Raw genomic sequence first — 25,619 nt, 5'->3', positions numbered from 1 at the left:
CACCGGCTGGTTCCACCCTGTCCTGCCGTTCCGGTCGACCGTCCTCCACCACCGTGCCCGCCCGTCGAACCGGCCACCGGACCGCCCCGGGTCCCGCTGGCCGTACCCGACCTCCCCGTTCCCGGTACGGCGCGCGCCGCCTCGGGACCACACATGGAGAGAAGACAATGGGATCACGTTCCACCCGCAGGGGAAGAGTGCTCAGATCGACCGCGGTCGTCGCCGCGTCGTGCCTGGCACTGCTGCTGAACACGCCCGTCGTGGCGAGCGCCGCACCCCCCGACGACACCGCCCAGGCCACCGAGACGACGGCTCTCGGCGGGGGCTCCTTCCCCGGCGACTGGCCATCCTGGCAGAAGGACCTGAGCGGTTCGCGCTCCAACCCCTTCGAACGCAGGCTCACCCCGGCCAACGTGGGCAAACTCAAGCTGAAGTGGGCCTTCGCCTACCCGAAGACCGCGGGCACCCCGCACAGCCAGCCCGCCGTAGTCGGCGACACGATCTACTTCGGCGCGCCCGACGGCCACTTCTACGCCCGCGACGCGCGCACCGGCGCCGCGAAATGGGACTTCGACCTCAGCACCGTCGGCCCCGCGGGCTACGGCGCCGTGGTGCAGGACGGGGCCGCGGTCTCCGGGGGCAAGGTCTACTTCGGTGACGGCCGTGGCTACTTCTACGCCCTCGACCAGCGCACCGGCAAACTCGCCTGGGCCAGGCAGATCGACACCGAGGTCGCCGCGGGCGTGACCAGCTCGCCGATCGTCTTCGGCGGACGCGTCTACGTGGGCGTCTCCAGCGGCCAGAACATCCTGGGCAAGACCTTCCCCTGCTGCACCTTCCGCGGCCACATCGACGCGCTGAACGCCGAGACCGGCGAGCAGGTCTGGCGCTACTACACGGTTCCCGAGCCCAAGCAGAACGGGACCTGGCCCAACGGCGTGCCGAGGTACGAGCCGTCGGGGGCGGGCGTGTGGAGCACCCCGGCCATCGACCCGGTCACCCGCACCCTGTACGTCGGGACCGGGCAGAACTACACCGGCAGCGCCGGGAACTACGACTCGGTCCTGGCCCTGGACATCACCACCGGCAAGGCCCGCTGGACCAGGAAGATGACCGACGTCGACACCTGGCGGATCGAGTGCTCGGCCCGCACGCCTGAGGACAGGCAGTACTGCCCGAACCTGGACGACGGCACCGCGCTCGACTTCGACCTGGGTGCCGCGCCCAACCTGTTCAGGGCGGGCGGCAGGCACCTGGTCGGCATCGGGCAGAAGGCCGGGGTCTACCACGTGCTCGACGCCAGGACCGGCAAGATCGTGTGGCAGCGTCAGCTCTCCGAGCCGATGCCCAGCGGCGGCCTGTCCGGCATCCAGTGGGGCACCAGCTTCGACGGCCAGCGCCTGTACGTCTCGACCTACATGGGCAGGCCGGGCACCCTGTTCGCGATCAACCCGGCCGACGGCCACATCATCTGGAAGACCCCCAACCCGGCCGACGGCTGCACCACCGGCGGCGCCGCGCAGTACCCGGCCGTCTGCCAGCTCGGCCACGGCCCCGCGGTGACCACCACCCCCGGCCTGGTGTGGCTGGGCAGCATGGACGGCAAGATGCGAGCCTACTCCGCGCGCACCGGTGAGGTGCTGTGGACCTACGACACGATCACCGAGGTCCAGGGCGTCAACGGCCTGCCGGGCCGGGGCGGCGCCGTCTCGGGCGCGGGCGGCGCGGTCGTCTCGCACGGGATGGTCTACATCCACTCCGGCTACATGTTCACCCCGTACCCCAACCCTGACCACGGCTCGGTCCTGCTGGCCTTCGGCCTGTGACCCTCGCCGAGAAGACCCAGGGCTTCCCTCAGGCAGTTGGCTCTCCCTGAGGGAAGGGCCGGGGGCAATCCCGCCCCCGGCCCGTCCGGGCCGTGTGTTCAGACAGGCCGGGGTTCGCGGGGTTCCTCGTCGTCGGCTTCGTCGACGGCTCTGAAGAGGTCGGCGCGGACGTCCTGGATGTTGGGGATGTCGCGCAGCGTGACGTGGCCCTGTTCCCCCGCCGACTCGACGTTGAGCGTGCCGCTGCCGAACAGCCGGTCAAGCAGGGTCTGGTCGGCGCTGACCGTGTTGACCTTGGTCATCGGGATGTCCTCGGTGGACTTGTTCAGCACCCCCCTGCTGATGGCCAGCCGGTGTGAGGTCAGCACGTAGGTGGTGTTCTTCCACCGCAGGTACGGCGCGAACGACCACACGGTCATCAGCCCGACGGCGATCACCGCCACGGCGATGCGGGCGTAGCCGTCGTAGTCGAAGACGGGCATGAAGAAGATCGCGGCGCTGGACCCGAGGATGATGAGGACCAGGGCGAGGAACGGTGCGACGAGACGCTTCCAGTGGGGGTGGAACGTGCGGATGCGCAGTTCCCCCTCCGCCAGATGGTGATCAGCGAGACCCATGGGGCAAATCGTGGCACGTCCCGGCCCCATTAGTCACGGGACGTGCGGGCGCACGTGCACGACGTCTCCCGCGCCCAGGGTGTGCACGCTCCCCTGCGACTCGACGAGCAGGTGTCCCTCGCCGTCCACGCCGGTGGCCAGGCCGGTGAGCACCCGCTCGCCCGGCAGCTCCACCCTGACCTCGCGGCCGACGGTCGCGCTGAGCCCCAGGTAGGCCGCCCGCAGCCCGCACGCGTCGGCGTCGCCGTCGGCCTGCGACCACTCGCGGTAGTGGGTCTCGATCTCCCGGAGCACCGCCCTGACCAGGGGGTCACGGTCGGCGCAGACGGCGTTCTCGACCGCCAGTGAGGTCGCGGTCTCGACCGGGAGCTCGTCCGCGCGGAGGCTCACGTTGAGCCCGACGCCGACGACGACCGCGCTGTCGATGCGTTCCGCGAGGATCCCGGCGAGTTTGCGCTCCCCGACCAGCAGGTCGTTCGGCCACTTCAGGCGGGCCTCGATCTCGGCGACCCTGCGCACGGCCGAAGCGGCGGCCAGGCCGACCAGCAGCGGCAGCCAGCCCTGCTTCGCCGGCGAGACCTCGGGGCGCAGCAGCACCGAGAAGGTCAAACCAGAACGGGGCGGCGCGCTCCAGACGCGGCCGAGCCTGCCACGGCCCGCGGACTGCGCCTCGGCGATGACGACGGCTCCCTCCCTGGCGCCGTCACGCGCGGCCTGGGCGAGGTCGGCGTTGGTCGAGCCGGTCCTGTCGACGACGGCGATGTCCGACCACAGGCCGCCGGGGCGGACCAGGGCGCGGGTCAGCGCCGCCTGGGACAGCGGCGGACGGTCGAGGTCGGTGAAGGGAGAGTCGTCCACCCGCCCATCTTCCCTCATCTGTCATCCAGCCAGGGCGACGAGCGGGGAACACCGGGGCGGTGACGCCCACGCACACCGGGAGCGCCAGGATGGGAGGCATGAACGAAGGCCTCGACCCACGCCATCCGGTGCCCGCCAGGCGCCCAGGTCCGAGCACCAGGACCCGGGTCAGAGAGGTGACGGGCGGGGTCGTGCGGGACAGGCGTGACGACCTGGCGACCGAGGAGCCGTTGGAGATCAGGGTCCAGTCGGGTGGTGCGCGCCGTACGGTGGCGATCACCATGCGGACCCCCGGCGCGGACTTCGAGCTGGCGGCCGGGTTCCTGTCCGGTGAGGGCCTCGCCGGACAGGCCGAGATCGCCTCCATCGCCTACTGCACGGACGAGGACGTGGCGCCCGAGGCCCGATACAACACCGTCACCGTACGGCTGCGCGGCCCGCTGCCCGACCTGCCCTCCCTCGACCGGCACTTCGTGACGTCGAGTGCCTGCGGCGTCTGCGGCAGCGCCAGCCTGGACGCCCTGCGTGGCCGGTGTGCCCCGCTGCCCGCCGGTGACCTGCGGGTCTCCCCCCAGATCCTGTACGGCCTGCCGGAGCGCCTCAGACAGGCACAGGGCGTGTTCGGCAAGACCGGGGGCCTGCACGCCGCCGGGCTGTTCACCCCGGAGGGCGACCTGGTGGCCCTCCGCGAGGACGTGGGGCGGCACAACGCGCTGGACAAGCTCGTCGGCTGGGCCCTGATGAACGGCATGACGCCGCTGACCGGGCACGTCCTGATGGTGAGCGGGCGCACGAGCTACGAGATCACCCAGAAGGCGCTGAGCGCGGGCATCCCGGTCGTCTGCGCCGTCTCCGCCCCCTCCTCCCTGGCCGTCGACCTGGCCAGGGAGTTCGGGATGACGTTGGTCGGCTTCCTGCGCGAGGAGCGCTTCAACCTCTACGCGGGCGCCGAGCGGGTGACCGGGTAGGCCCGGTCACCCGGTGTTCTGCAGGCCCGCGGCCACGCCGTTGACCGACAGCAGCAGGAGCGTGGACAGCCGCTCGCGCTCCTCCTCGGTCAGGGCGTCGCCGGAGCGCAGGGCGGACAGGGCGCGCAGCTGCAGGTGCGAGAGCGCGTCCACGTACGGGTCGCGGAGCTGGACCGCTCGGGAGAGAACCCTGCGGTTCTCCAGCAGGCGGCTGTGCCCGGTGACATCGAGGGCCAGGCGGCGGGTGCGGTCGTACTCGGCGAGCACCTGCTCGACGAAGTCGTCCCGTCCGCCCAGGGCGAGGTAGCGGGCCGCGATGTCCCTGTCGGTCTTGGCCAGCGACATCTCCACGTTGTCCAGCAGCGAGGCGAACAGCGGCCACTCGCGGTAGGCGGCGCGCAGCTCGTCGATGCCCGACTTGGAGATGGCCGCCTCAAGGCCGCTGCCCAGGCCGTACCAGCCGGGCAGGTTGACCCGCGTCTGCGCCCAGGAGAACACCCACGGGATGGCCCGCAGGTCGTCCAGGGAGCGGGGAGCGCCGAGGCCGCGCCTGGCGGGGCGGGAGCCGAGGCGCAGCGAGCCGAGCTCCTCAAGCGGGCTGACCAGGGAGAACCACTCGGGGAAGCCGGGTGCCTCGGTCAGCGACCGGTAGGCCCGCTCGGAGGCGGAGGCGACCTGCTCGGCCAGGCCGCGGAAACGTCCCGCCGCCCTGGCCGTACGGTCCTCGATGGTCGGGGTCGAGGCGAGCAGCACCGCGGAGGTGACCTGCTCCATGTGGCGGCGGGCGATGGCGGCGTGGCCGTACCTGGCGAAGATGACCTCGCCCTGCTCGGTGACCTTGAACCTGCCGCCGACGGAGCCCGGCGCCTGGGCGAGCACGGCGCGGTTGGCGGGACCGCCGCCCCTGCCGAGGGCGCCGCCCCTGCCGTGGAAGAGCGTCAGCCGTACGTCGTGCTCGGTGGCCCAGGCGGTCAGGGCCTCCTGCGCCTCGTACAGCTTCAGCGTCGCGGCGGCGGGGCCAAGCTCCTTGGCGGAGTCGGAGTAGCCGAGCATGACCTCAAGGCGGCGGCCGTTGACCGCGAGCCTGTCCTGGATGCCGGGGATGTCCAGCATGCCGGTCAGTACGGCGGTCGCGTTGGCGAGGTCGGCGCCCGACTCGAACAGCGGGACCACGTCGAGACTCGGCGCCCGGTCCCCGAGGGCGTGCCTGGCCAGCGTGTAGACGGCGGCGACGTCGTCGGCGGAGCGGGTGAAGGAGACGACGTAGCGGGAGCAGGCGGTCGTGCCGAACCGCTCCTGGATCCAGCCGATCGTCCTGATGGTGGCTAGGACCTCGTCGGTGCGCTCGGAGGTACGGCCCTCGGCCAGTTCGGTCAGCGCCTGGGCGTGGACCTGCGAGTGCTGGCGGACCTCCAGCTCGGCCAGGTGGAAGCCGAACGTCTCCACCTGCCAGATGAGGTGCTGCAGCTCGCCGTAGGCCTGCCGGGGCGCCCTGGCGGCGACCAGCGACTCCTGGGTCAGGCGAAGATCGGCCAGCAGTTCCTCGGGCGAGCGGTAGGCCAGGTCGAGGCCGCGCTTCCTGGTCGCCGCGATCCTGGCGGCCACGAACAGCAGCCACTGCCGGTGCGGCTCCTGCGGCGAGCGGGTGGCCATCTCCGAGACCAGCTCGGGGTGGTCGTTCTCCACCGAGTACAGCGCCGCCCGCAGCTCGGCGGAGGCCGGGACGTAGGAGGAGGTCAGGGTCAGCGACCTGCCGATCCTGAGCGTCGCGTTCTCCAGCGCGATCAGCACGTGCTCCGACTGGATGAGCACGGCGTCCCTGGTCACCTTGGCGGTGACGTTGGGGTTGCCGTCGCGGTCGCCGCCGATCCAGCTCCCGTAGCGGATGAACGCCCTGGCCAGCGGCTCACGGGTGCCCGTGCCCTCGCCGAGCGCGGCGTCCAGCGAGCGGTAGACCAGCGGGACGACCCGGAACAGCGTCTCGTCGAAGGCGGCCATGGCCGTGCGCACCTCGTCGAGCGGGTCGAGCTTGGTCGACCTGAGCTGCGCGGTCCGCCACAGCAGGTCGATCTCCTCAAGGAGGCGCCGCCGGGTCTCGTCCCGTTCCGCGGCGCCCCGCTCTGGGCTGTTGTAGGCGGCGAGCCTGCCGCTGATCCGCTGGATCGCGGTGACGACCGCGCGCCTGCGGGCCTCGGTCGGGTGGGCGGTCAGCACGGGGTGCAGCCGCAGCCCCTCGACCAGCTCGGCGACGCGCTCACCGCCCAGTTCCTGTACGGCCTGCGCGATGGACTCCGGCAGCGGCTCCTCCCCCGTGTCGCGGACACGGAGGGTGCGGATCCTGAAGTGCTCCTCGGCGAGGTTCGCCAGGTGGAAGTAGCAGGTGAAGGCGCGGGCGATCAGCACCGCCCTGTCGACCGGCCACTCCGCGACCATCGCGGTGATCTCGTCGCCGGAGACCTTCCCGCGACGGGCGTCGATGACGGCCTTGCGGAGCCGTTCGACGTCGGCGAGCAGGTCGTCGCCGCCGTGCTCGGCGATCACCTGCCCCAAAAGCCCACCGAGCAGCCGCACATCCGCGCGGAGCTCGTCGGGCATCTCGGTGACAGCGGATGAACGTTCTGCGGTGTTCGCGATAGCGGACATAATCGCCAGCGTAGTCAGTCCGAATTCGTGACCGCAGACCGGTCCCACCTATTGGACTAGACCAATCAACCCCCCTGGGAGACGGCCCCGACGAGCTCCGGATACCTGCGGAAACCGATGTTCCCGGCCAGCCTGCGACCCGCCCACGAGATCAGCAGGCCGTACGGCACGGCGAGGACGCTGACCCAGGTGGCGCCGAGGAGGACGGGCAGGGCGACGGGCAGCGCGAGCAGGCCGCCGCCGATCATCGCGCCGAAGGAGGCCACGAAGGCGATGCCGCCCTGTCCCGGCACCGCGCCGGTGAAGGCGTTCAGGCGGTCCGGCACCGAGTACGGCACCAGCACGCTCGTCACGGCGCCGATCCCGAGCCCGACGCCCAGCACGCCCCACGCGGTGAGCGCCCCGGGAACGGCAAGGGCCAGGTCCCCGGCCAGGAGCGAGGCGGCCACGGCCAGTACGGCGAGCAGCGGGGCGCCGATCGTCGCGACGGCCAGGTGCCGCCCGGTCAGGTCGATCCGCCACTCGCGGCCGGTGCCGTAGGTCACGGCGTTCATCCACAGCGAGCGGCCGTCGATGCCGAAGGAGTTTGCCGACTGCAGGGCGATCATCACCGCGCCCAGGCAGGCCGGGCCGACCACCAGACCCGGGCCGCCGACCCCGTCTCCCCGGCTCAGGGAGAAGGCCATGACCCCGGTGACCGCCAGGGAGGTGAACCAGAGGACCCTGCCCCTGGGATCGCGGCGGGCGTACTTCAGCTCCTTGGTCGCGACCGCGGCGAGCTGGCCGTCCGGCAGGAACCGGGCGAGCAGGCCCCGGGAGTTGCGCACGGAGGCGCCCTGCGTCGAGGCGTCCGGGGTGACCAGCGCCCTGTTCAGCGCGGCGATCCACAGCCTCCCGATCACCAGCACCAGTACGGCCAGCACCACCAGCTCGGCGAGTCCGACCAGGCCGCCGTCCGCGATGGCGTGGGCGGCCAGGCCGGGCGGGGTCCAGCGCAGCACCGAGGCCATGGCGTGCAGCGTCCGCGCGGGGTCGGTGGAGAAGCCTCCGTTGAGCACCAGGTTGGGGATCTGCCCGGCCAGGGCGAACAGGACGACCGAGACGGCCAGCACGTCACGTCCCCTGCGGGTGCGCATGACGCCGGACATGGAGGTCGTGATCAGCCGCGAGGTGACGATGCACAGCGCGAACTCCAGCAGCACGGCCACGATCCCGAGGAGCACGCCGCCGAGGCCGGTCGCGATGCCGAAGACAGCGCCGGACATGACGACCAGCGCGGAGATCGGCCAGACGCCGGTGATCGAGGCGGCGAACATCCCGGTCGCGAGCTGGCCGGTGCGCAGCGGCAGCAGCGCCAGGCGCGAGGGGTCGAGCGTGTCGTCGAGGCCGAAGGCGAGCAGCGGCACGATGGCCCAGCTGACCAGGAAGACGGTGAACAGCACGATCCCGACGTCGGCCGCGATCTGGGCGGGGGCGAACCGCAGCGCGGACACCCCGAGGAAGCCGAGTCCGGCGACGACCAGGGCGGCGATCACGGTGAAGACGAACCCCGCGACGCGCACGCCGTTGCCGCGCAGGTTCCCGGCGACAAGCCTGAGCTTGAGCCGTACGAACAGCAGGGGGCCGACCCGGGCGGCCCGCTCGGTCACGCCGAGGTCGCGCCCAGCCACGACAGCCCCTCTCCCCCGTCGGTGCCGTGCCCGTGCTCCCCCGCGCCGACCAGGCCGAGGAAGGCCTCGTTGAGGCTGCGCCCGGCGCGGACCTGGTCGAGCGGTCCCTGGGCGACGATCTGGCCCCTGCTCATCACCGAGACCCAGTCGCACAGGCGCTCGACGAGGTCCATGACGTGGCTGGAGAAGACGACGGTCGCGCCGGAGTGGGTGTAGCGCCGCAGCACCTCGGTCAGCGTGTTGGCGCTGACCGGGTCCACGCCCTCGAAGGGCTCGTCGAGGAAGAGCACCCTGGGGTTGTGCAGCAGCGCGGCGGCCAGGCCGATCTTCTTGCGCATGCCGGTCGAGTAGTCCACGACGAGCTTGTCGGCCGACTCCGTCAGGTCCATGACCCGGAGCAGCTCCTCGGCCCTGTGCTCGACCTCGGCCTTGGGGATGCCCCTGAGCTGGCCGTTGTAGGACAGCAGCTCCCGGCCTGACAGGCGCTCGAACAGGCGCAGGCCCTCTGGCAGCACGCCGATGCGGGCCTTGACCTGGACCGGGTCGCGCCAGACGTCGAGGCCGTCGATGTGGATGGTGCCGCCGTCTGGGCGGAGGAGGCCGGTGACCATGCTGAGCGTGGTCGTCTTGCCGGCGCCGTTCGGCCCGACCAGCCCGGCGAAGCTGCCTCGGGGCACGATGAGATCGACACCGCCGACGGCCACCTGCTGCCCGAATCTCTTGAAGAGCTGATGTGTTCGTACCGCTTCGGCGCTGTCCGTCATGACTTCCACTTTGCCAGAATTGCCCCTTTGACGGGCATGTTCGTGGGCTCGGCAGCCCCTCTGGGTCGTGGGCCCAAGGGAGGGCTACCCTGCTGGGAAACGAGCGGGGAACGCGCCCGACCAGTAGCGCAGCGACATGTACGCAGTGTTGGAGCGAGCGAGGAGTGAAGAACCCGATGAGCGCCGAGCCGACAGCCCCGGGGATCGACATCCACACGACCGCGGGCAAGCTCGCCGACCTGGAACGCCGCCTGCACGAGGCGGCGAACGCCGGTTCGGCGCGGGCTGTCGAGAAACAGCACGCCAAGGGCAAGATGACGGCCAGGGAACGGGTGCTCTCCTTCCTGGACGAGGGCAGCTTCGTGGAGTTCGACGAGCTGGCCAGGCATCGCTCGACCAGCTTCGGCCTCGACCGCGAGCGGCCGTACGGCGACGGCGTGGTGACCGGGCACGGCACCGTGGACGGCAGGCCGGTCGCGATCTTCGCCCAGGACTTCACCGTGTTCGGCGGCTCCCTCGGCGAGGTCTTCGGCGAGAAGATCGTCAAGGTCATGGACCACGCCCTGAAGACCGGCTGCCCGGTGGTCGGCATCAACGACTCCGGCGGGGCCCGCATCCAGGAGGGCGTCGTCTCCCTCGGCCTGTACGCCGAGATCTTCAAGCGGAACGTGCACGCCTCGGGGGTCATCCCGCAGATCTCGTTGATCATGGGTCCGTGCGCGGGCGGCGCGGTCTACTCCCCCGCGCTCACCGACTTCGTGCTGATGGTCGCGGAGAAGTCGCACATGTTCATCACCGGCCCCGACGTCATCAGGACCGTCACCGGCGAGGAGGTGACGTTCGAGGAGCTGGGCGGCGCGCGCACGCACAACTCCAGGTCGGGGGTCGCGCACTACGAGGCCGTCGACGAGGCCGACTGCCTGGAGTTCGCCAGGGCGCTGCTGTCCTACCTGCCGTCGAACAACCTGGACGACGCCCCGGTGTTCGACGCGGAGCCGGTGCTGGAGACCACCGAGGAGGACAGGGAGCTGGACACGCTGATCCCCGACTCGGCGAACCAGCCGTACGACATGCGCGCGGTCGTCGAGCACGTGCTCGACGACGGGGAGTTCCTTGAGGTGCACGCGCAGTTCGCGCCGAACATCCTGGTCGGCTTCGGCCGGGTCGAGGGCCGTTCTGTGGGGATCGTCGCCAACCAGCCGATGAGTTTCGCCGGAACACTGGACATCGCGGCCTCAGAGAAAGCCGCCAGATTTGTCCGCACTTGTGATGCCTTTAACATTCCTGTTCTTACTTTTGTGGACGTTCCCGGATTCCTTCCGGGAACCGATCAAGAATGGAACGGGATCATCCGTCGCGGCGCCAAGCTGTTGTACGCCTACGCCGAGGCGACCGTCCCGCTGGTCACCGTGATCACCCGCAAGGCGTACGGCGGCGCCTACGACGTCATGGGCTCCAAGCACCTGGGCGCGGACGTCAACCTGGCCTGGCCGACCGCGCAGATCGCGGTGATGGGCGCCCAGGGCGCGGTCAACATCCTCTACCGGCGCGAGCTGGCCTCCTCCGACAGCCCCGACGCCGAGCGTGCCCGATTCGTCACCGAATACGAGGACACCCTCGCCAACCCGTATCTCGCCGCGGAACGCGGGTATGTAGACGCCGTGATCCGCCCGTCAGACACCCGGGTCCAGGTCGTCAGAGCACTGCGCGCCCTGCGCAACAAGCGGACGGTCCTGCCCCCCAAGAAGCATGGGAACATCCCGCTGTGACACATCTGAAGATCGTTCACGGAGACGCGACGCAGGAGGAGGTCGCCGCGCTGGTGGTCGCCCTCGCCGCCCGGACGGTTCCGGAGGTGAAAGCACCACCAAAGCGCGAAAATTGGCGTAATCCCGCACAGCGCATGCGAAAGTATCTTCCCACTGGACATGGTGCTTGGAGATCAAGCGGTCTACCTCGTTAGATCCATGGAACGGGGTGTCAAGTTGCACGAGACTTGGGACTATCTAAGAAATGGGCGCATATAGTCAGCCCGATCACTGAGTTCCGAGGCCTGGAGGACGACATGACCATCCTGGACCTCACAACGCATCCCGTCGCCGCGAAGTACGCCGTCCTCGTCGACGTCGGCTACCTCTACGCGGCGGCGGGAGAGGTCCTCCTCGGCGCCAAGGAGCGCAAGGAGTACCGCGTCGCGGCCGACGAGCTCATCCAGGCGCTGCAGAAGCACGCCGAGGCCCGCATCCACGGCGAACTGCTGCGCATCTACTGGTACGACGCGGCCCGCGACCGGGTGCCGACCGTGGACCAGCGCGTCATCGCCCAGCTCCCCTGGGTCAAGGTACGGCTCGGCAACCTCAACGCCCGTGGCCAGCAGAAGGGCGTGGACGCCCAGATCAGAAGCGACCTGGAGGCCCTGGCCAGGCACCACGCGGTGAGCGACACGATCCTGCTGGCCGGGGACGAGGACATGGTCCCGGCCGTCGAGGCGGCCCAGGCCTACGGCGTGCGCATCCACCTGTGGGGCGTCGAGCCGCCCTACGGCACCAACCAGGCCGAGCGGCTGGTCTGGGAGTCCGACACCGTGGAGATCATCAGCGCCGACTTCCTGCGCTCCTTCTTCAGCCGCGCCCCCGCGCCCGTCCCCGTCCCGGTGCCGCCCACGACCCCCTCGCCCGCCCAGGTCTTCGCGGGCCGTACCGCCGCCAAGCCGAAGGCCCCCGCGGGACAGCCCGCCAAGCTCGGGCCGAGCCGTCCCCGGGTCGAGGACGTCGGCGAGCACGTGGCCCAGAAGTGGATCCTCACCCGGGGCCGCGACAACATCCGCGACCTGCTCCCCGGCCCGATCCTGCCCACGGTCATCGACACCGAGCTGCTGATCGAGGCGGAAAAGGAGCTGGGCCACTCGCTGCGGCCCTTCCCCGAGGCCAGGGTCTGGCTGCGTGACGGCTTCTGGGCCAGGGTCTATCGTGAGTTCGAGATCGGGGTCGGCATCTCCTCGAAGTGATCCACGGTCACGTCCGAAACCCGCCAGTCACCCCATCTACGCTGTGCATATCGTTGTCGGCATGTCCGTCGCAGAGCTTGACTTCGCCTCCTGTTACCGCGCGGTGGCCGCCAGGGACGCCCGGTTCGACGGGCGGTTCTACACGGCTGTCACCTCCACACGCATCTACTGCAGGCCCATCTGTCCCGCGCGCACGCCCGCCTCGCGCAACGTGCGCTTCTACCGGCACGCGGCCTCCGCCGAGGCGGCCGGGTTCCGGCCGTGCAAACGCTGCCGTCCCGAGCTGAGCCCGGGAGATCCCGGCTGGGACCACCGGGGCGACCTGATCGGCAGGGCCCTGCGGCTGATCGACGAGGGCGTGGCCGACGACGGCGGGGTCACCAGGCTGGCCGGGCGCCTGCACATCACCGAACGGCACCTGCACCGCCTGTTCACCGCCGAGATCGGCGTCGGCCCGCTGGCCGTCGCCAGGACGAAACGGCTGCTGCTGGCCAAGCAGCTCCTCACCGAGACGGGCCTGCCGATCACCGACGTGGCCTTCGCCTCCGGCTTCGGCAGCGTGCGCCAGTTCAACGCGACCATGAAGGAGACGTACGGCTTCACGCCCGGCGAACTGCGGGCGACAGCGGGCGGGAGCAGGGGCGTTGCCGACACCTCGCTGAGGCTGCGGCTGCACCGCCGCGAGCCGTACGACGCGGGGACGCTCCTGCGGTTCCTGCGGGCCAGGGCCATCCCCGGCCTGGAGACCGTCGACGAGACCTCCTACAGCCGCGTGGTCCCCGGCGGGACCGTCACCCTCACCCCCCTGCCCGGTCACGTACGGCTCGACGTCGAGCTCGACGACACCCGGGGGCTGGCCCGGGTCGTGGCCCGCTGCCGCCGTCTTCTCGACCTCGACGCCGACCCGCAGGCCATCGCCGACGCGCTCGGCGGGACCTCCCTCGGGCCGCTGGTCGCCGCCAGGCCGGGGCTGCGGGTGCCGGGCGCGTGGGACGGCTTCGAGGTCGCCGTGCGCGCCGTTGTCGGCCAGCAGATCTCCGTGGCGGGCGCCCGTACGCTCCTGGGCAGGATCGTCGCCCGCGCGGGGCAGGGAGGCGTGCTGTTCCCGGCCCCCGAGGAGCTGCTCGGGGCCGACCTCGAAGGGCTCGGCCTGACCGGGCGGCGGATCGCCACGCTCAGGGCGCTCGCCACCCGCGTCGCCGACGGGGAGATCGACCTGGACGGCGCCCAGGAGCCCGCCCAGACCGTCTCCCGGCTGCTGCTTGTCCCCGGCATCGGGCCGTGGACGGCGAGCTACGTGGCGCTGCGGGCGCTGCGCGACCCGGACGCCTGGCCAGACGGCGACCTGGTGCTGCGCAGAACCATGGCCCGGCTGGACATTTCCGAAGATCACATCGAGCGGTGGCGGCCCTGGCGGGCCTACGCCGCCCTACACCTCTGGAGTGCGTCATGACCGAGACCCGCGACCCCGTCGAGGCCCAGGTCCTCCCCACGCCCACCGGACCGCTGTCACTGCTCACGCACGAGGGCGTCGTCGTGGCGGCCGGTTTCACCGCCGACCCCCACGAGATGTTCGTACGGCTCTCGCCCACCCTCAGGGCCCTCGGCCTGGATGTCGTGGACGACCTCGGCCAGCCGGCGCGAGCCGTACGGGACTATCTGGACGGTGACCTCAAGGCGCTCGACACCGTCGAGGTGGCGCAGCCCGGCACGCCGACGCGGCAGCGGCTGCTCGAAGCCCTGCGGCAGGTTCCGCCGGGCGTCACGGTCAGCTACGCCGAGCTGGCCGAGCGGGCGGGACTACCCAGGACGGCCGCCAGGGCGGCGGGGGGCGCCTGCGCGCAGAACCTGATCGCCCCGTTCGTGCCGTGCCACCGCGTCCTGCCGTCGACGGGCGGCTTCGGCGGCTACTACTACGGCGTCCCGGTCAAGCGGTGGCTGCTCACCCACGAGGGCGCGGTCCAGTCCTAGCCGCCAGTCCTAGTCATCGCCCTTGACGACGCTCTGCACCTCACCGACGGCCACGTCCCGGTCCGCGCTCACCTGGACCGGGGCGTAGCCGAAGTTCACGTTCCCCTCAACCGTGACGGGCCACACCGCGGTGACGGTCATCGTGTAGACCCCGCGTGACTGGTCGGCCGAGGCCCGCCGATAGGTCACCCCGCAACTGAACGCCGCCCCCTTGCTGTACGGCTTACCGCCGTCCGCGCAGTCCTGCTTGACCGTGGCGCGATCATCCGTGGTGCCCGACTTGATCTCCAGCCGCCCGAGGGTCGCCGTGACCGTGGCGCTCATGACGCCGGGCAGCGTCGCGGTCACCGAGCGCGTCTTGGAACCGACGTCACCGAGCCAGACCCAGGTGTCCAGGTTGACGTAGCTCCTGGCGTCGGGATTGACCTCGATCTTCGGCTCGGGCACGGTCAGCGCGGCCCTGGCGATGTCGGCCAGCTCCTGGATGGTGATCCCCGCGGGCGGGGTGGTGTTCGGCGGGACGAACACGTACGGTTCGAGCGCCGCCAGGCAGGACAGCGCGTTCGGGTCGGCCTCGTTGTAGGCGCGCGTCCACCAGGTGCCCTCCTTGCCGACCTTGTCCTTGAACTCCTTGAGGGACTCCAGGTGCCTGTTCCACTCCGTCGCGGGCATCCACTCGGGCTTGGACTCCTCCTGCTTCTTCAGCATGTCCTTGGCGTTGCCCCCGGGCTCGTACCAGCAGGGCCGCCTGACCCGGTAGCCGTCACTCTTCCCGCTCGTCCCGTTGCCGGAGACGATGATCCGGGAGTCCTTCAGGATGACCCCGACCGTCTCGCCGTTCTTGCCCTCCTGGAAGCCCTTCGCCTCCGGCTTCCCACCCGTACCCCCACCGGGATCCGCGAAGGGGGCGAGCAGAAGCAGCCCCGCGACGACCACTTTCCCGATCATCGAAACTCCTTGAGTGTGGGTGCCCCGGGCTTCTGGCGTGGGGAGGAGGTCATCGACGACATCCCTTCACGCGTTCGTTGGGAAGTTCCGTGTGCCGCAGCAGCGCGACCCGCCACACCCCGTCGTCGCCGAGCCGCATCCCGGCCGCCTGCAGGAAGGGCTCGCGGGTCCACGCGGGCTGGCGGGCGACCGGCTTTCCGGTCGCCGCGTCGAGCAGGCGCATGCCGGACTCGTCCATGCACGCCTCCATCTGCGCCCCCTTCCCGTTCACCGGGCCGACGGTCAGCGCGTAGACGCGGACGGTGCCCCGCACCGAACGGCTCTGGTCGAGGAACTCCCCGACCCACGCGCTCAGCTCCTCGACCGCGTCGCCGGTGACGACGTCGAGATAGCCGATGTCCCTGCCCCCGGTGACGACGGCCCTGAACGACCCGGCCAGGTGGTCGCGGAAGGCGGCGACCATCCCCGCGGTGTCCCGGTCGGGCGCGGCGGGCCACTCGACGACCAGCCGCACCCCGGGGGCCACCTCGACAGTCTCCTCACGCGTCGTCGGGACCGCGACGGGCGCCCTGGAGACCTCGGGCGTCGCGCTCACCCCCCCGGCGTCGCCCTCCGGCATGAACGGCTCCCGCTCCGCCGTACACCCCGAAACCAGGACGGAGACCGCCAGCAGGCCACTCAGGACCCTGGAGCCCCTCATGCGGACGGCGCCGAGCGCATCCGCCACGAGGGCAGCAGCTCGTCGATCAGGGCCTCGGTCTCCGGGGCCATCCCGCCCCCGCCCTGCTGGGCGGCGGCCCTCCTGTGCAGGGCCTCGACCACGGTCCGCAGCCGCTCCTGGTCGCCGGTGAGGTGGGTGGCCCGCAGCAGGTCGCGCCAGAGCCCCTCGTCGTCGGCGGCGAGCAGCAGGCCCGCCCGCACCGCGGCCACGGCCCGTCCCGCGTCGCCCTCCTCGATCCGGATCTCGCAGAGCCGGTGCGCGGCGTCCGCGACGGCCGCCGTCACGTCGTACTCGAGGTCGTCGTCGGCCAGCCAGGCGTAGCGCCCCCGCGGGCGCCCGTTGAGCAGCGGCCCCCGCACCAGGTTCAGCGCCCGTTCGAGCAGTACGGCCCGCACCCCGGCGTCCGTGTGGGAGCGGCGGACCAGGTCGCGGAAGACCATCCAGTCGGTCCGCACCTCGGGGCCGAGCCTGAACCTGCCCGCCTCGTCGGCGTAGAGGTTGGGACGCCCTGCGCCGTCGGTGCCCAGCCAGTCGACGACCCTGGCGATGGTCGCGTCCCTGACGGCCGCCTGCACGCCGCGCGGCCACAGCACGCCGCCGAGCACGACCGGGTGGACGCCGCCGGGATGGGTCGCCAGATAGACGACGAGCTCCACGGCGAGCGTGGCCCGCCCCTCCTCCATCGGTTCGGGACCCGCGATCTCGGTGGGACCGAGGACCCGAACCTCGACCGAGGCCGTCGCCGGGACCGGCTCTGGCCGGTCGGCCATGGACTCGCCGTCGAACCGTCCCGCGGTCTCGAACAGGTCGATCAGGGCGCGGTAGTGGCGCCGGGGCAGCAACTGGGCGTCCACCTCGAAGCCGAGCGCGTCCACCTTCGCCTTGCCGTCCTCGGTGATCTCCCAGTTCCAGGTGGCGTGCGGGACCTGCCCGGCCACGACGTAGCCCGCCGCGGTCCTGACGCCCTTCCTGGCCAGCACGGCCAGCCGGTGGCCTTCCTCCTCGCCGGGGACGAGCGCGGACAGCACGTAGTGCGGCGGCCAGATCGGCTCGGCGGCCCGGCCCTGGATCCTTCCGGTCAGCACGTCCCCGCCCTGACCGCGTTCCTCGGCCCTGGCCTCAAGCTCGGGCAGCACCTCGGCGAGGGTCTCGACGTACCTGATCCGGTCCGGGGCGATCACGGTCAGCTCCTCGCCGAACCCGACGAGCGTGACGGTCATCCGGTCCGACCAGCGGTTGGTCGCCAGCTCGACGGCGAGCGCGGCCAGGGCCGCGGTGGTCTGCGGGCCGCTGAGACTGATCAGGCCGTGCGCCGCCTCCAGGTCCACGAGCACGCGGCCCTCACCGTTCGACCCGAGCGAGACCAGCCCGGGGTACGGCGCGGGCGCCTCCGACAGGGACCGCTCGTCGAGCATCCTGCCCTCGTGGGCGGGCAGCCGCCAGACCTGGCCGCCGTCGTGGGCGCTCCAGGGGGCGGGCGCCTCGGGGGCGGGCGGGTGGATCCACAGGTCGAGACTCTGCGCGGACAGGTGGGCGGCGTAGATGGTCGGCGGAATCCGCTTCTGCGCGGCCAGGGAACGTCCGAGCAGCCGCAGCCCGATGTCCAGCATCCGGCTGCCCGGGGCGTCGGCGCCGAGCCTGAGCGCCACCTCGGCCTTGGCCGCGTCGTCCTTCGGCCTGACGATCCTGCGCCCGAACGCCCGGTGCCACAACTGCTGCCTGCGCCTGCGGCCCAGGGCCGCCAGCAGCCCGGCCGCCGCGAGCGAGGCCCCGGCCAGGTAGTCGAGCAGCTCAAGCCCCTGCTGCCCGTCCTGTTTCTGCTCCCCGCTTGTGTCCTTCGTGCTGTACGGCTCCCGCCGACCGCTGTCCGCGGTGTCCCCGTTCCTGGACTCGGGCCTGGCCTCCGGCCTGGACTCGGTTCGGGACTCGCCCGGCAGATCGGCGCCCCTGGTGGAGATGTCCTGGGTGTTGCCGTCGAGTTCGGCGGGCTTGCCCGGGTGGTCCTTGAGGGTCTCCCCGCGCTGCTGGGTGGCCGGGACGATGTGCACGTTCCTGGCGTCGTCCGGCATGTCGAGCACCCAGCCGGGCCTGATCAGGTCGGCCATGTGCAGGCGGCTGCCGTCCGGCTGCTCCTTGTGCTGGTTGAGCCGGTAGATCTCCGGATAGCGCCGTCCGTCGCCGAGGCACTTCTCCGCGATCTCCCACAGGCTCTCGTGGTGGCGCCCGTGCGGCGGCTGCACCACGTAGACCTTCCTGGCCTTCTCCACGTGCACCAGCGGCGCCCGCTCCTCGGCCTCGGGGGTGGTGACCGAGGCCGCCGCGGACGCGGGGCGGGCGACGGGCGCCGCCGTCGGCCTGACGATCGGCACGACGACCGCCGAGACCGTGAACAGCAGCAGCACCGCCGAGACCAGCCGGTTGGCCAGCATCTGGGTGCCGCCGGAGAAGGGAACCCTGGCGGGCATGCCGACCCGCCGCAGCCCCGCGTAGATCTCGACGATCACGCAGACGGTCAGCTGGAACCACGCCAGCCACACCAGCAGCACGAGGATCGCCACGATCATGCTCGTGCCGACCTGGCTGGTCAGCAGGTTCAGGTGGAGCAGCTCGGGTGAGAGCGGCGGCCCGGCCAGCCTCAGCAGCGCGTAGGGAACCCCGCCGACCAGTGCGACCAGCACGACCAGCGCGCCGAGACCGGCGGCCAGGTCGCCCGCCGTACGTCTCGGTCGGATGCGCGTTGGCTGTCGCGTGGGCATGCGTCTCCCTTCCTGTCCAGATTCGTCGTCCTCGGCCGGCTCTGCCAGCGATTCGTGTCAATCGGTACGGCCTGAGGTACGGCCCGCGGCCGTCACCCGTCGTCCCCCATGTCGGGTCCCGCGGTGGCCGCGGCCTCCATGTCGGAGCCGGGGAAGCCGAGCGCGGCCAGGAAGAACGACGTCCAGGCCACCGAGACCCGGACCGTGACCTCGCCCTGCCCGGCGCCGACCGAGCACTCGCCGAGGCGGACGTCGGAGCCGCTGTAGGCGGAGACGATCTCCTTCGCCTTCGCGCAGACCTCGTCCTCGCCGAGCAGCCGGGCCTGGCCGCTCTCGCGGAGGTACTCGACGTCGATCCTGTCGGCGGCGGCCCTGGCCGCCTGTTCGGCGATGTCCGCGGCCCGCAGCCTGGCGTTGATGGCGCCGCCGCCGTCCACGAGGAGCCCGGCCAGCATGAAGACCACGGCCGAGAAGATCACCGTGAAGACCGACATCGACCCCCGGTCACGGGGGCCGTGGGAAGGGGTCACTCCTCCACCCTCCGGAGCTGCTCAAGGGGGGTCACCGCGTCCCCCCGCATGTCCTTGGCCGCGCCGAAGCCGAGGAAGTCCAGGTTCAGCGAGCAGGTCACCGTCACCTTGACCTGGCCGCCCGCCTTCCACTCCGTGCCGTCGAGGCTGACCTCGGGCTCGCACTGCCCGGACAGCGACGCCTTGGCCGCCTCCTCGGCCGCGCTCTCCGCCTCGGAGCGGGAGCGTTCGACGGAGGCGGCCCGCGCGGCGTCCCTCGCGGCGCCGTTCACCTCGCCCTGGGCCTCGACGACGCGTCCCGCGCCGACCAGGAACAGCAGGAACAGCAGGAAGACCGGCGCGAGCAGCACCGTCTCCGCCGACAGCGATCCCCGCTCCGGGTCCCTGTCCGGTCGCCGGGTCACTCCTGGCACCCCTCACTTCCGTCGTCGGGACGGAAGCACTCGACAGGGCCGCCGAAGCGCGAGGTGATGGTCAGGCTCGTCGAGGGCAGCAGCGGGACGACCTGGACGGCGGTCGCGGTGATCTCGACCCCCCGCTGGTCGTCCTCCTCCCAGGTCGTCACCTTCGCGCCGTCGAGGAGCTTGGGGCCGATGGCCTTGAGCACCTCCTCGGCCTTGGAGGTGGCGTCCTCCTGCCAGGAGTCGGAGTCGATCCTGGCCAGCCGGGAGCCCTCCCGCGCCGCGGCGTCGGCCACCTGGCGGCCGTGGAACCACAGGGCGAACTGCACGACGAGCAGCACGATGGCCAGCACGACCGGCATGATCATCGCAAGCTCGACGACGGTCGCTCCGCGCTCGCCGTCCCGGCGACGCCCGCGCCGGGATGTCTCAGCCGTTGCCGCCAACCGGGCCACCTCCGCCGCCGCCCCCGCCACCACCACCGCCACCGCTGTCGCCGAACTGGTCGGAGATCTCCCCCTGCCTGCCCTCGACCAGAGACCTGATGAGGGTGGCCAGGCCGAGGGCGACCCCGGCGATGATGGCGGTGATGATGACCCATTCGACGGCGGAGGCGCCCCGGCTCGGAGCGTTGCGCGCCCGGTCGATCCGTACGCTCAGGAAGGCCGTCGCGTAGACGATCCACGGATGGTTCAGCATGTCAGGACCCCAACATCTTCATCGCTGCCGGAAAACTCAGGAAGATCACGAAGCCGGCGCAGAGCAGGAGCTGGGCGACGAGCATCGACTGGGAACGCTCACCCGCCTGCCCCTCGATCTCGGCGAGCTCACGCCGCCGAAGGGTGGCCGCGCGCGCGGTCAGCGACGCGCGGACCTTGGCACCGTCGTCGGCGACCAGCCCGAGGGCGGCGGACAGGTCGCGCAGCTCGTCCACGTTGATCTCGTCGCCGAGCTGTCCGAGGGCCTGCCAGGGGGTGATGCCGACGATCCTGGCGTTGCCGAGCGCCTCGCGGATGCGCGCCATCGCCCAGTTCGCCTCCTCCTCGTCCCCGGCGGGCGCGCCGACGGAGACGGCCATCAGCAGCGCCTCCGGCACGCCCCGGCCGCCCGCGAGGTTCATCGCGACCAGGTCGAGGAAGGCGCCGACGACGTGCCGGAAGTCACGGCGCATCCGCGCGGCGTCCCGTCTGACCTGCAGGTCGGGCAGGACGAAGAACACCCCGGAGACCGCGAGGGCGACCCACAGCGGCATCGTGAGCGAGACGTCCCAGCTCATCAGCACCAGCCACCCGGCCAGCAGGGGGAAGGCCAGCAGCCCGGAGACGGCCAGCAGCACCTTGGTCGCCAGGAACGCCTCGAACGACCTGCCGAGCAGCGCCAGGTCGGCCTTCGCCGAGCGCACCTGCCAGCCCCTGGCCGCGTAGAAGCGGGCCAGCCGTACCCCCAGCTCCCTGCGCAGGGCGCTGACGTCCTCGTCCGGCAGGATGAGCCTGGCCCGGGGCGCCTGGGTGCCCTCCCTGGCCGCGTCGAGGGCCAGCAGCCGGGTCACCAGCCCGGGGCGGGCCGGGAACAGCGCCCGCATCAGCAGGAACAGCCCGAGGCCGAACACTCCCCCGGCGAACAACGCGTCAGTCGGCATCGCGCACCTCCCCTGCCGCGAGGGCCGCGGGGCTCCCCGAAAGGCCCGTGGGCAGGCCGAGCAGCCTGGCGGGCTTGTCGAAGCGGGCGAGGCGCCGCATCCACGCGAAGCCCGCGCCGAAGAACCCCGCCACGACCACGAGCACGGCCTGACCGAGGGTGCTGTCGTACTCGGCGACGTAGGAGGGGTTGAACACCACGAGCGCCACGGCGAAGGCGACGGCCGTACCGACCACGATCTGCACGCTGCGCCGGGTCGAGCGGCGCTCGGCCTCCACGCGGCGGCGCATGTCCAGCTCCTCGCGGGCCGAGACGGCGAGCGCGCCGAGCACGTCACGCAGGCCGGGGCCGCGCAGCTTGGAGTTGAGGATGAGCGCGGCGACCACGAGGTCGGCCGACGGGTCGTCCAGCTCGTCGGCGAACAGCCTGAGCGCGTCCTGCAGCGGCATCCTGGTGTGCAGGCGGTCAACCAGCGAGAGCAGGTGCGGGCGCAGGGTCGGCGCCGCAGCCCTGATCGACGACGGGATCGCCTGCTCAAGGCCCGCCGCCCCGGCGATGGTGTCGCGCAGCGACTCGGTCCACGCGGCCAGGCCCTCAAGGCGCCGCATCGCCGTGCGCTCCTCCGCCGCGCCGCCCGCCAGGCCCCGCCACCCGAGCGCGAGCAGTACGGCCCCGGCCGCCATGACGGGCCACCCGGTCACCACGAGGACCAGGACGCCCACGATCGCGCCGATGGCCGAGCGGGTAGACAGGGCCTTGAGGAGGTCGCGCCTTCCCGCCTTTCTGCCCGGGGAGGCGGGCCGGGGACGCACGCCGTACAGGGCGAGGCCGAGCAGGAACAGGCCGGCGCCGAGGGCCGCGCCCGTGAGCATGACCAGCGGGTCGAACAGGCCGGGGGGAAGGCCGCTCACGCCCAGCCTCCCGGGTCGTAGCCGTGGTGGGCCAGCTCCTCCATGCAGGACAGGGGGGCGTTGGGCAGGACCCGGCCGTCGGGGGTCGTGGCGAAGACCTCCGAGGAGAGCACCCGCCCGTCAACCCCGGCGACCTCGCGCACGCTGGAGACGAACCGGCGCAGCCTGCCGCCCTTGGCGTAGTCGTTGCGCTTCTCGATGAAGACCACGAAGTCGATGGCGCCCGCGATGAGCATGTGGGTCGCCTCGATCGGCAGGCGCTCTGCGGCCTGGAGGGCGTAGGTGGCGATGCGGTTGAAGACCTCCATGGAGGAGTTGGCGTGGATGGTCGACAGGGACCCGTCGTTGCCCTGGGTCATGGCGTTGAGCATGGTGACGATCTCGTCGCCGAGGACCTCGCCGACGATCACCCGGGAGGGGTTCATGCGCAGTGAACGGCGCACCAGCTCGGCCATCGAGATCTCGCCCTGGCCCTCGGAGTTGGGCAGGCGCTGCTCGAAGGCGACCACGTTGGGGTGCAGCTCGGAGAACTGGTCGAGGCCGAGTTCCAGGGCGCGCTCGACGGTGATGAGGCGCTCGTGCGGCGGGATCTCGTTGGCCAGGGCGCGCAGCAGGGTCGTCTTCCCGGCGTTGGTCGAGCCGGAGATCATGATGTTCTTGCGGGCCGCGACCGCAGCCGACAGGAAGCGGCCGATCTCGGGGGTGACGGTGCCGTTGCCCACCAGGTCGCTGAGGAAGACCTTGCCCAGGCGGGAGCGGCGGATGGAGACGGCGGGGCGGACCGTCACGTCCATCACCGCCGAGAGCCGGGAGCCGTCGGGCAGCCGCAGGTCGAGCTGGGGGTTGGCGGTGTCGAAGGGCCTGCTGGACAGGCCGCTGTAGGCGGCGAGGACCTGGATCAGCTCGATGAGCTCCTCGTCGGAGTCGGCGACCGGCTCCCTCATGAGCTCCTGGCCGTCGGCGTAGCTGACGAAGACCCGGTCGCAGCCGTTGATGTCGATGTTCTCGACGTCGGAGTCGTCGAGCAGCGGCTGCAGGCGGCCGACGCCGAAGAGCGCCGCGTGGATGCCCCCGGCGAGCGCCTCCTCCTCTTCCGCGCTCGGCGGGGTACGGCCGACGCCGATCTCGCCGCGGGCGAACTCCTCAAGCACCTGGGCGATCAGCGCGCGGGCGAACTGGCGCTCGTCCTCGCCGCTCATCGGCGGCAGGCCGCTGGCCTGGTCGAGGCGGCGCTGGTGGGCCAGCCGGTCGCCGACCTCCTGCCGGAAGCGCTTCACCAGGGCGTGGTCGACGGTCATAGGGCGTGCTCCGGGGCGCGGATCTGGGCGGCGAGGCGTCCGGCCAGCTCACGGGCGGTGCGGATGAGCAGCGAGCGGTCCAGGCGCCCGCCCCACTGGCCGCGCAGCAGCTCGGCGCCCTTGGGGTCGTGCGCGATACCGGTCACGAAGGCGACCTGCCTGCCGGTGGCCATGACGATCCTGCGGACCTCGTCGATCGTCGTGCGGTACTGGCGGGGGTCGGCGATCACCACGACCGCGACCTGCACGGAGGAGGGCAGCACCTGGAGGCGTTCGCGCAGGTGGGCGACGTGGTCGAGGCTCGCCCTGGTGAACAGCACGACCAGGGCGGCCTCGGAGACCAGCTCGCCCATCTCGGGATGGCCGCCCAGGCGCCCGCAGTCGGCCAGCACGTCGGCGCCGGGCAGCGCGGCGAAGGCGCGGCCGAGGGGCCCCCACAGCCAGGTGAGACCGGCGGCCTGCTCGCCGTGGGTCAGCCCGGCCAGCACGTCGAGGCCGCCGACGATCTGCTGGGTGTGCTCGTGGATCTGCTCGGGCCGCAGACCTCTGCGGGCCGTGGCGCCGAGGGTGAGCAGCCCCCTGCCGGGGTTGAGCACGCCGCCGTCCTGCGCGGGCAGCCGGTAGGCCAGGTCGCCCCCGGCCGGGTCGCACTCGGCGAGCAGGACCGAGCGCGGCCAGACCGCCCCGAGCGCGGTCGCCGCCGTGGTGACCCCGGGCGCCCCCTTGTCGGCCGCCAGCACGATGAGCGCCATCTCAGCGGGCCCCGGGCAGCTCGACCACCGCGACCTCGCCGCTTGAGGCGTAGGTGCTGATCAGGGGCGCGTCCTTGACGTCCACCACGATCGCCAGCGGGCCCGCGGGGGTTCCCCTGCTGGTCGCGGTCATCCGGTGGACGAGCGCGCTCTGCGCGAGGACCCGGCTCTGCGTGCCGTCACTGCCCCGGCCCGGCACGTAGATCACCTGGACCCGGTCGCCCTCGTCGAGGGTGATGGGGAGCTGGCCCGGTTTGAGCGACAGGCCGACGATGGCCTTGCCCGGTCCGAGCTCCCCGCTGGCCGAGGCGACCATCCTGGGGGTCAGCAGGGTGCCGGGCAGGAGGGTGACGCTGGCGAAGTTACGGGCGACCTGGGCGGCCTGGGACCACGGGACGTAGTCGACGCCGGTGTCGGCGATCTGCACCTCCTCCATGGAGGTGACGAGCATCTGCTGCCCTCCGCCGATCTGCTTGACGATCCTGATCGCGGAGACCCGGTCGCCGCTGCGCAGCACCAGGAGGGTGGTCGCGAGCGCGCCGCCCAGGATGAGCAGCAGGGCGAGGGCCGCGAGCGCGGGCTTGCGCTCGCGCGGGGACACGGGGAGCTTGCGCGACGCCGGGCCGGAAAGACCTGGTTGCGCGCCTGGCCGCTCGGTGTTCGCCGAGGGGCGGCCGCCCGGCTTCTCACTGGTCCTCATGGGTAGGGGGACTCCCAGAGTCTTCGCAAATGGGACTACTGCTCGAATTTACGCCATTATGCGCACCGCACCGATGAACAGGCAGACAAAATCCAGGTCCCATGCTCGTTTGATAGGAACAGGTCTGTCAACGCCGATGCTGGGGATGCTGGCGGTTTGGTGAGATGACAGGTGACTTATCGGGGTGATAAGGACTCCGATTAACTCGTGTATCATCCGTCTCGGCGTTTAGGTGACCCATTCGGCGGGAAAGGTCCGCGCTCTTCACCATGCGGTCAGAAGGTCGTTCCCCGTGTGTCATCCTTGCGTCATGGCTTGCGACATGGCTTGTGTCATGGCGAACCGGTTCGGGCGCGCCGCCCCGGCTCCGCGCCGGATCCGGTCCTCCCCCCGGAAAACGGACAGCCCGTGTCACTCCGGCGTCACGACCCCCCAGGTCAGGCCGTACGGCGAGGCGGCGGCCTGAGTTTTCCACAGCCTCACCCGGCCATTCCCGTGCGCGGTCCCATGAGCGAACGCCCATTTAAAACGGCACGACTGGCCACTGCCATCGGGCGGTTTTCCACAGGCCGCCACGTTTTCCACATACCGCTCCACAACCCATGGCATTGCCGCAAACCACCCTTACGCGGCAAGAGCC

Annotated in this window: 24 protein-coding genes; 7 read left to right on the top strand and 17 right to left on the bottom strand. The window is 71.5% G+C overall.

The window, feature by feature from the left end; genetic code table 11:
* The first annotated feature begins 167 nt into the window (after positions 1–167).
* Complete coding sequence (locus FHS44_RS06205) at positions 168–1,826, top strand: outer membrane protein assembly factor BamB family protein (RefSeq protein ID WP_184712877.1); 1,659 nt, start codon at positions 168–170, stop codon at positions 1,824–1,826.
* 98 nt (positions 1,827–1,924) lie between these two features.
* Here the strand turns inward: FHS44_RS06205 and FHS44_RS06200 are convergent, their stop codons facing one another.
* Together FHS44_RS06200 and FHS44_RS06195 are read right to left on the bottom strand one after the other, a co-directional pair.
* On the bottom strand, positions 1,925–2,443 hold the full coding sequence (locus FHS44_RS06200; protein WP_184712876.1) for a PH domain-containing protein: 519 nt from the start codon (positions 2,441–2,443) through the stop codon (positions 1,925–1,927).
* Between the two features lie 33 nt (positions 2,444–2,476).
* Positions 2,477–3,301: a biotin--[acetyl-CoA-carboxylase] ligase gene (locus FHS44_RS06195; protein ID WP_312863542.1), complete on the bottom strand. Its 825-nt coding sequence runs from the start codon at positions 3,299–3,301 to the stop codon at positions 2,477–2,479.
* Between the two features lie 98 nt (positions 3,302–3,399).
* Here FHS44_RS06195 and fdhD point away from each other — a divergent pair, with 98 nt between their 5' ends.
* Complete coding sequence (gene fdhD, locus FHS44_RS06190) at positions 3,400–4,269, top strand: formate dehydrogenase accessory sulfurtransferase FdhD (RefSeq protein ID WP_184712874.1); 870 nt, start codon at positions 3,400–3,402, stop codon at positions 4,267–4,269.
* A 6-nt stretch (positions 4,270–4,275) separates the two neighbouring features.
* On the opposite strand, the gene FHS44_RS06185 is transcribed toward fdhD, so the two are convergent.
* The 3 genes from FHS44_RS06185 to FHS44_RS06175 all read right to left on the bottom strand — a co-directional run bounded on the left by FHS44_RS06185 (position 4,276) and on the right by FHS44_RS06175 (position 9,346).
* The gene (locus tag FHS44_RS06185; protein WP_184712873.1) at positions 4,276–6,912 is read right to left on the bottom strand and encodes a phosphoenolpyruvate carboxylase; all 2,637 of its coding nucleotides are present in this window, start codon (positions 6,910–6,912) and stop codon (positions 4,276–4,278) included.
* Between the two features lie 65 nt (positions 6,913–6,977).
* Positions 6,978–8,582 carry a hypothetical protein gene (locus FHS44_RS06180; RefSeq protein ID WP_184712872.1) on the bottom strand — a complete coding sequence of 535 codons (1,605 nt, stop codon included), beginning with the start codon at positions 8,580–8,582 and terminating at the stop codon, positions 6,978–6,980.
* Positions 8,558–9,346: an ABC transporter ATP-binding protein gene (locus FHS44_RS06175; RefSeq protein ID WP_184712871.1), complete on the bottom strand. Its 789-nt coding sequence runs from the start codon at positions 9,344–9,346 to the stop codon at positions 8,558–8,560. Before FHS44_RS06175 ends, FHS44_RS06180 begins: the two co-directional genes overlap by 25 nt.
* A gap of 176 nt (positions 9,347–9,522) precedes the next feature.
* On the opposite strand from FHS44_RS06175, the gene FHS44_RS06170 reads away from it, so the two are divergent.
* From FHS44_RS06170 to FHS44_RS06150, 5 genes are all read left to right on the top strand, one after another.
* Positions 9,523–11,115, top strand: a complete 1,593-nt coding sequence (locus FHS44_RS06170; RefSeq protein ID WP_184712870.1) for an acyl-CoA carboxylase subunit beta — start codon at positions 9,523–9,525, stop codon at positions 11,113–11,115.
* Entirely contained in the window at positions 11,112–11,309 is a 198-nt protein-coding gene (locus FHS44_RS42685; protein WP_184712869.1) for an acyl-CoA carboxylase epsilon subunit, read from the top strand. Before FHS44_RS06170 ends, FHS44_RS42685 begins: the two co-directional genes overlap by 4 nt.
* Before the next feature lie 102 nt (positions 11,310–11,411).
* Positions 11,412–12,353 carry an NYN domain-containing protein gene (locus tag FHS44_RS06160; protein ID WP_184712868.1) on the top strand — a complete coding sequence of 314 codons (942 nt, stop codon included), beginning with the start codon at positions 11,412–11,414 and terminating at the stop codon, positions 12,351–12,353.
* 61 nt (positions 12,354–12,414) lie between these two features.
* Complete coding sequence (locus FHS44_RS06155) at positions 12,415–13,806, top strand: AlkA N-terminal domain-containing protein (RefSeq protein ID WP_184712867.1); 1,392 nt, start codon at positions 12,415–12,417, stop codon at positions 13,804–13,806.
* Positions 13,803–14,324, top strand: coding sequence for a methylated-DNA--[protein]-cysteine S-methyltransferase (locus tag FHS44_RS06150; RefSeq protein WP_184712866.1), 522 nt, complete (start codon positions 13,803–13,805; stop codon positions 14,322–14,324). Before FHS44_RS06155 ends, FHS44_RS06150 begins: the two co-directional genes overlap by 4 nt.
* Before the next feature lie 9 nt (positions 14,325–14,333).
* Here the strand turns inward: FHS44_RS06150 and FHS44_RS06145 are convergent, their stop codons facing one another.
* From FHS44_RS06145 to FHS44_RS06090, 12 genes are all read right to left on the bottom strand, one after another.
* Complete coding sequence (locus tag FHS44_RS06145) at positions 14,334–15,272, bottom strand: hypothetical protein (protein WP_184712865.1); 939 nt, start codon at positions 15,270–15,272, stop codon at positions 14,334–14,336.
* A gap of 49 nt (positions 15,273–15,321) precedes the next feature.
* Positions 15,322–15,972, bottom strand: a complete 651-nt coding sequence (locus tag FHS44_RS06140; RefSeq protein ID WP_184712864.1) for a hypothetical protein — start codon at positions 15,970–15,972, stop codon at positions 15,322–15,324.
* Positions 15,969–18,749, bottom strand: a complete 2,781-nt coding sequence (locus FHS44_RS06135) for a hypothetical protein (protein ID WP_184712863.1) — start codon at positions 18,747–18,749, stop codon at positions 15,969–15,971. The genes FHS44_RS06140 and FHS44_RS06135 overlap by 4 nt, the downstream gene beginning before the upstream one ends.
* A 92-nt stretch (positions 18,750–18,841) precedes the next feature.
* A complete protein-coding gene (locus FHS44_RS06130; protein WP_312863541.1) occupies positions 18,842–19,279 on the bottom strand; it encodes a pilus assembly protein TadG-related protein in 438 nt (145 codons plus the stop codon).
* Positions 19,276–19,683 carry a TadE/TadG family type IV pilus assembly protein gene (locus FHS44_RS06125; protein WP_312863540.1) on the bottom strand — a complete coding sequence of 136 codons (408 nt, stop codon included), beginning with the start codon at positions 19,681–19,683 and terminating at the stop codon, positions 19,276–19,278. The genes FHS44_RS06130 and FHS44_RS06125 overlap by 4 nt, the downstream gene beginning before the upstream one ends.
* The gene (locus FHS44_RS06120) at positions 19,680–20,126 is read right to left on the bottom strand and encodes a TadE family protein (protein WP_184712862.1); all 447 of its coding nucleotides are present in this window, start codon (positions 20,124–20,126) and stop codon (positions 19,680–19,682) included. The genes FHS44_RS06125 and FHS44_RS06120 overlap by 4 nt, the downstream gene beginning before the upstream one ends.
* Positions 20,110–20,379: a hypothetical protein gene (locus FHS44_RS06115; protein ID WP_184712861.1), complete on the bottom strand. Its 270-nt coding sequence runs from the start codon at positions 20,377–20,379 to the stop codon at positions 20,110–20,112. Before FHS44_RS06115 ends, FHS44_RS06120 begins: the two co-directional genes overlap by 17 nt.
* 1 nt (position 20,380) lies before the next feature.
* Positions 20,381–21,319 (bottom strand): type II secretion system F family protein, encoded by a 939-nt coding sequence (locus FHS44_RS06110; protein ID WP_184712860.1) that lies wholly within the window; start codon positions 21,317–21,319, stop codon positions 20,381–20,383.
* The gene (locus tag FHS44_RS06105) at positions 21,309–22,229 is read right to left on the bottom strand and encodes a type II secretion system F family protein (RefSeq protein ID WP_184712859.1); all 921 of its coding nucleotides are present in this window, start codon (positions 22,227–22,229) and stop codon (positions 21,309–21,311) included. Before FHS44_RS06105 ends, FHS44_RS06110 begins: the two co-directional genes overlap by 11 nt.
* Positions 22,226–23,527, bottom strand: a complete 1,302-nt coding sequence (locus FHS44_RS06100; RefSeq protein ID WP_184712858.1) for a TadA family conjugal transfer-associated ATPase — start codon at positions 23,525–23,527, stop codon at positions 22,226–22,228. Before FHS44_RS06100 ends, FHS44_RS06105 begins: the two co-directional genes overlap by 4 nt.
* The gene (locus FHS44_RS06095) at positions 23,524–24,279 is read right to left on the bottom strand and encodes a hypothetical protein (RefSeq protein ID WP_184712857.1); all 756 of its coding nucleotides are present in this window, start codon (positions 24,277–24,279) and stop codon (positions 23,524–23,526) included. The genes FHS44_RS06100 and FHS44_RS06095 overlap by 4 nt, the downstream gene beginning before the upstream one ends.
* A 1-nt stretch (position 24,280) precedes the next feature.
* Positions 24,281–24,979, bottom strand: a complete 699-nt coding sequence (locus tag FHS44_RS06090) for a hypothetical protein (RefSeq protein ID WP_184712856.1) — start codon at positions 24,977–24,979, stop codon at positions 24,281–24,283.
* Positions 24,980–25,619: the final 640 nt, after the last annotated feature.

The sequence above is a fragment of the Streptosporangium saharense genome (assembly GCF_014203715.1).
Classification (GTDB): Bacteria; Actinomycetota; Actinomycetes; order Streptosporangiales; family Streptosporangiaceae; genus Streptosporangium; species Streptosporangium saharense.
This window is presented reverse-complemented; position numbering and strand designations above follow the sequence as displayed.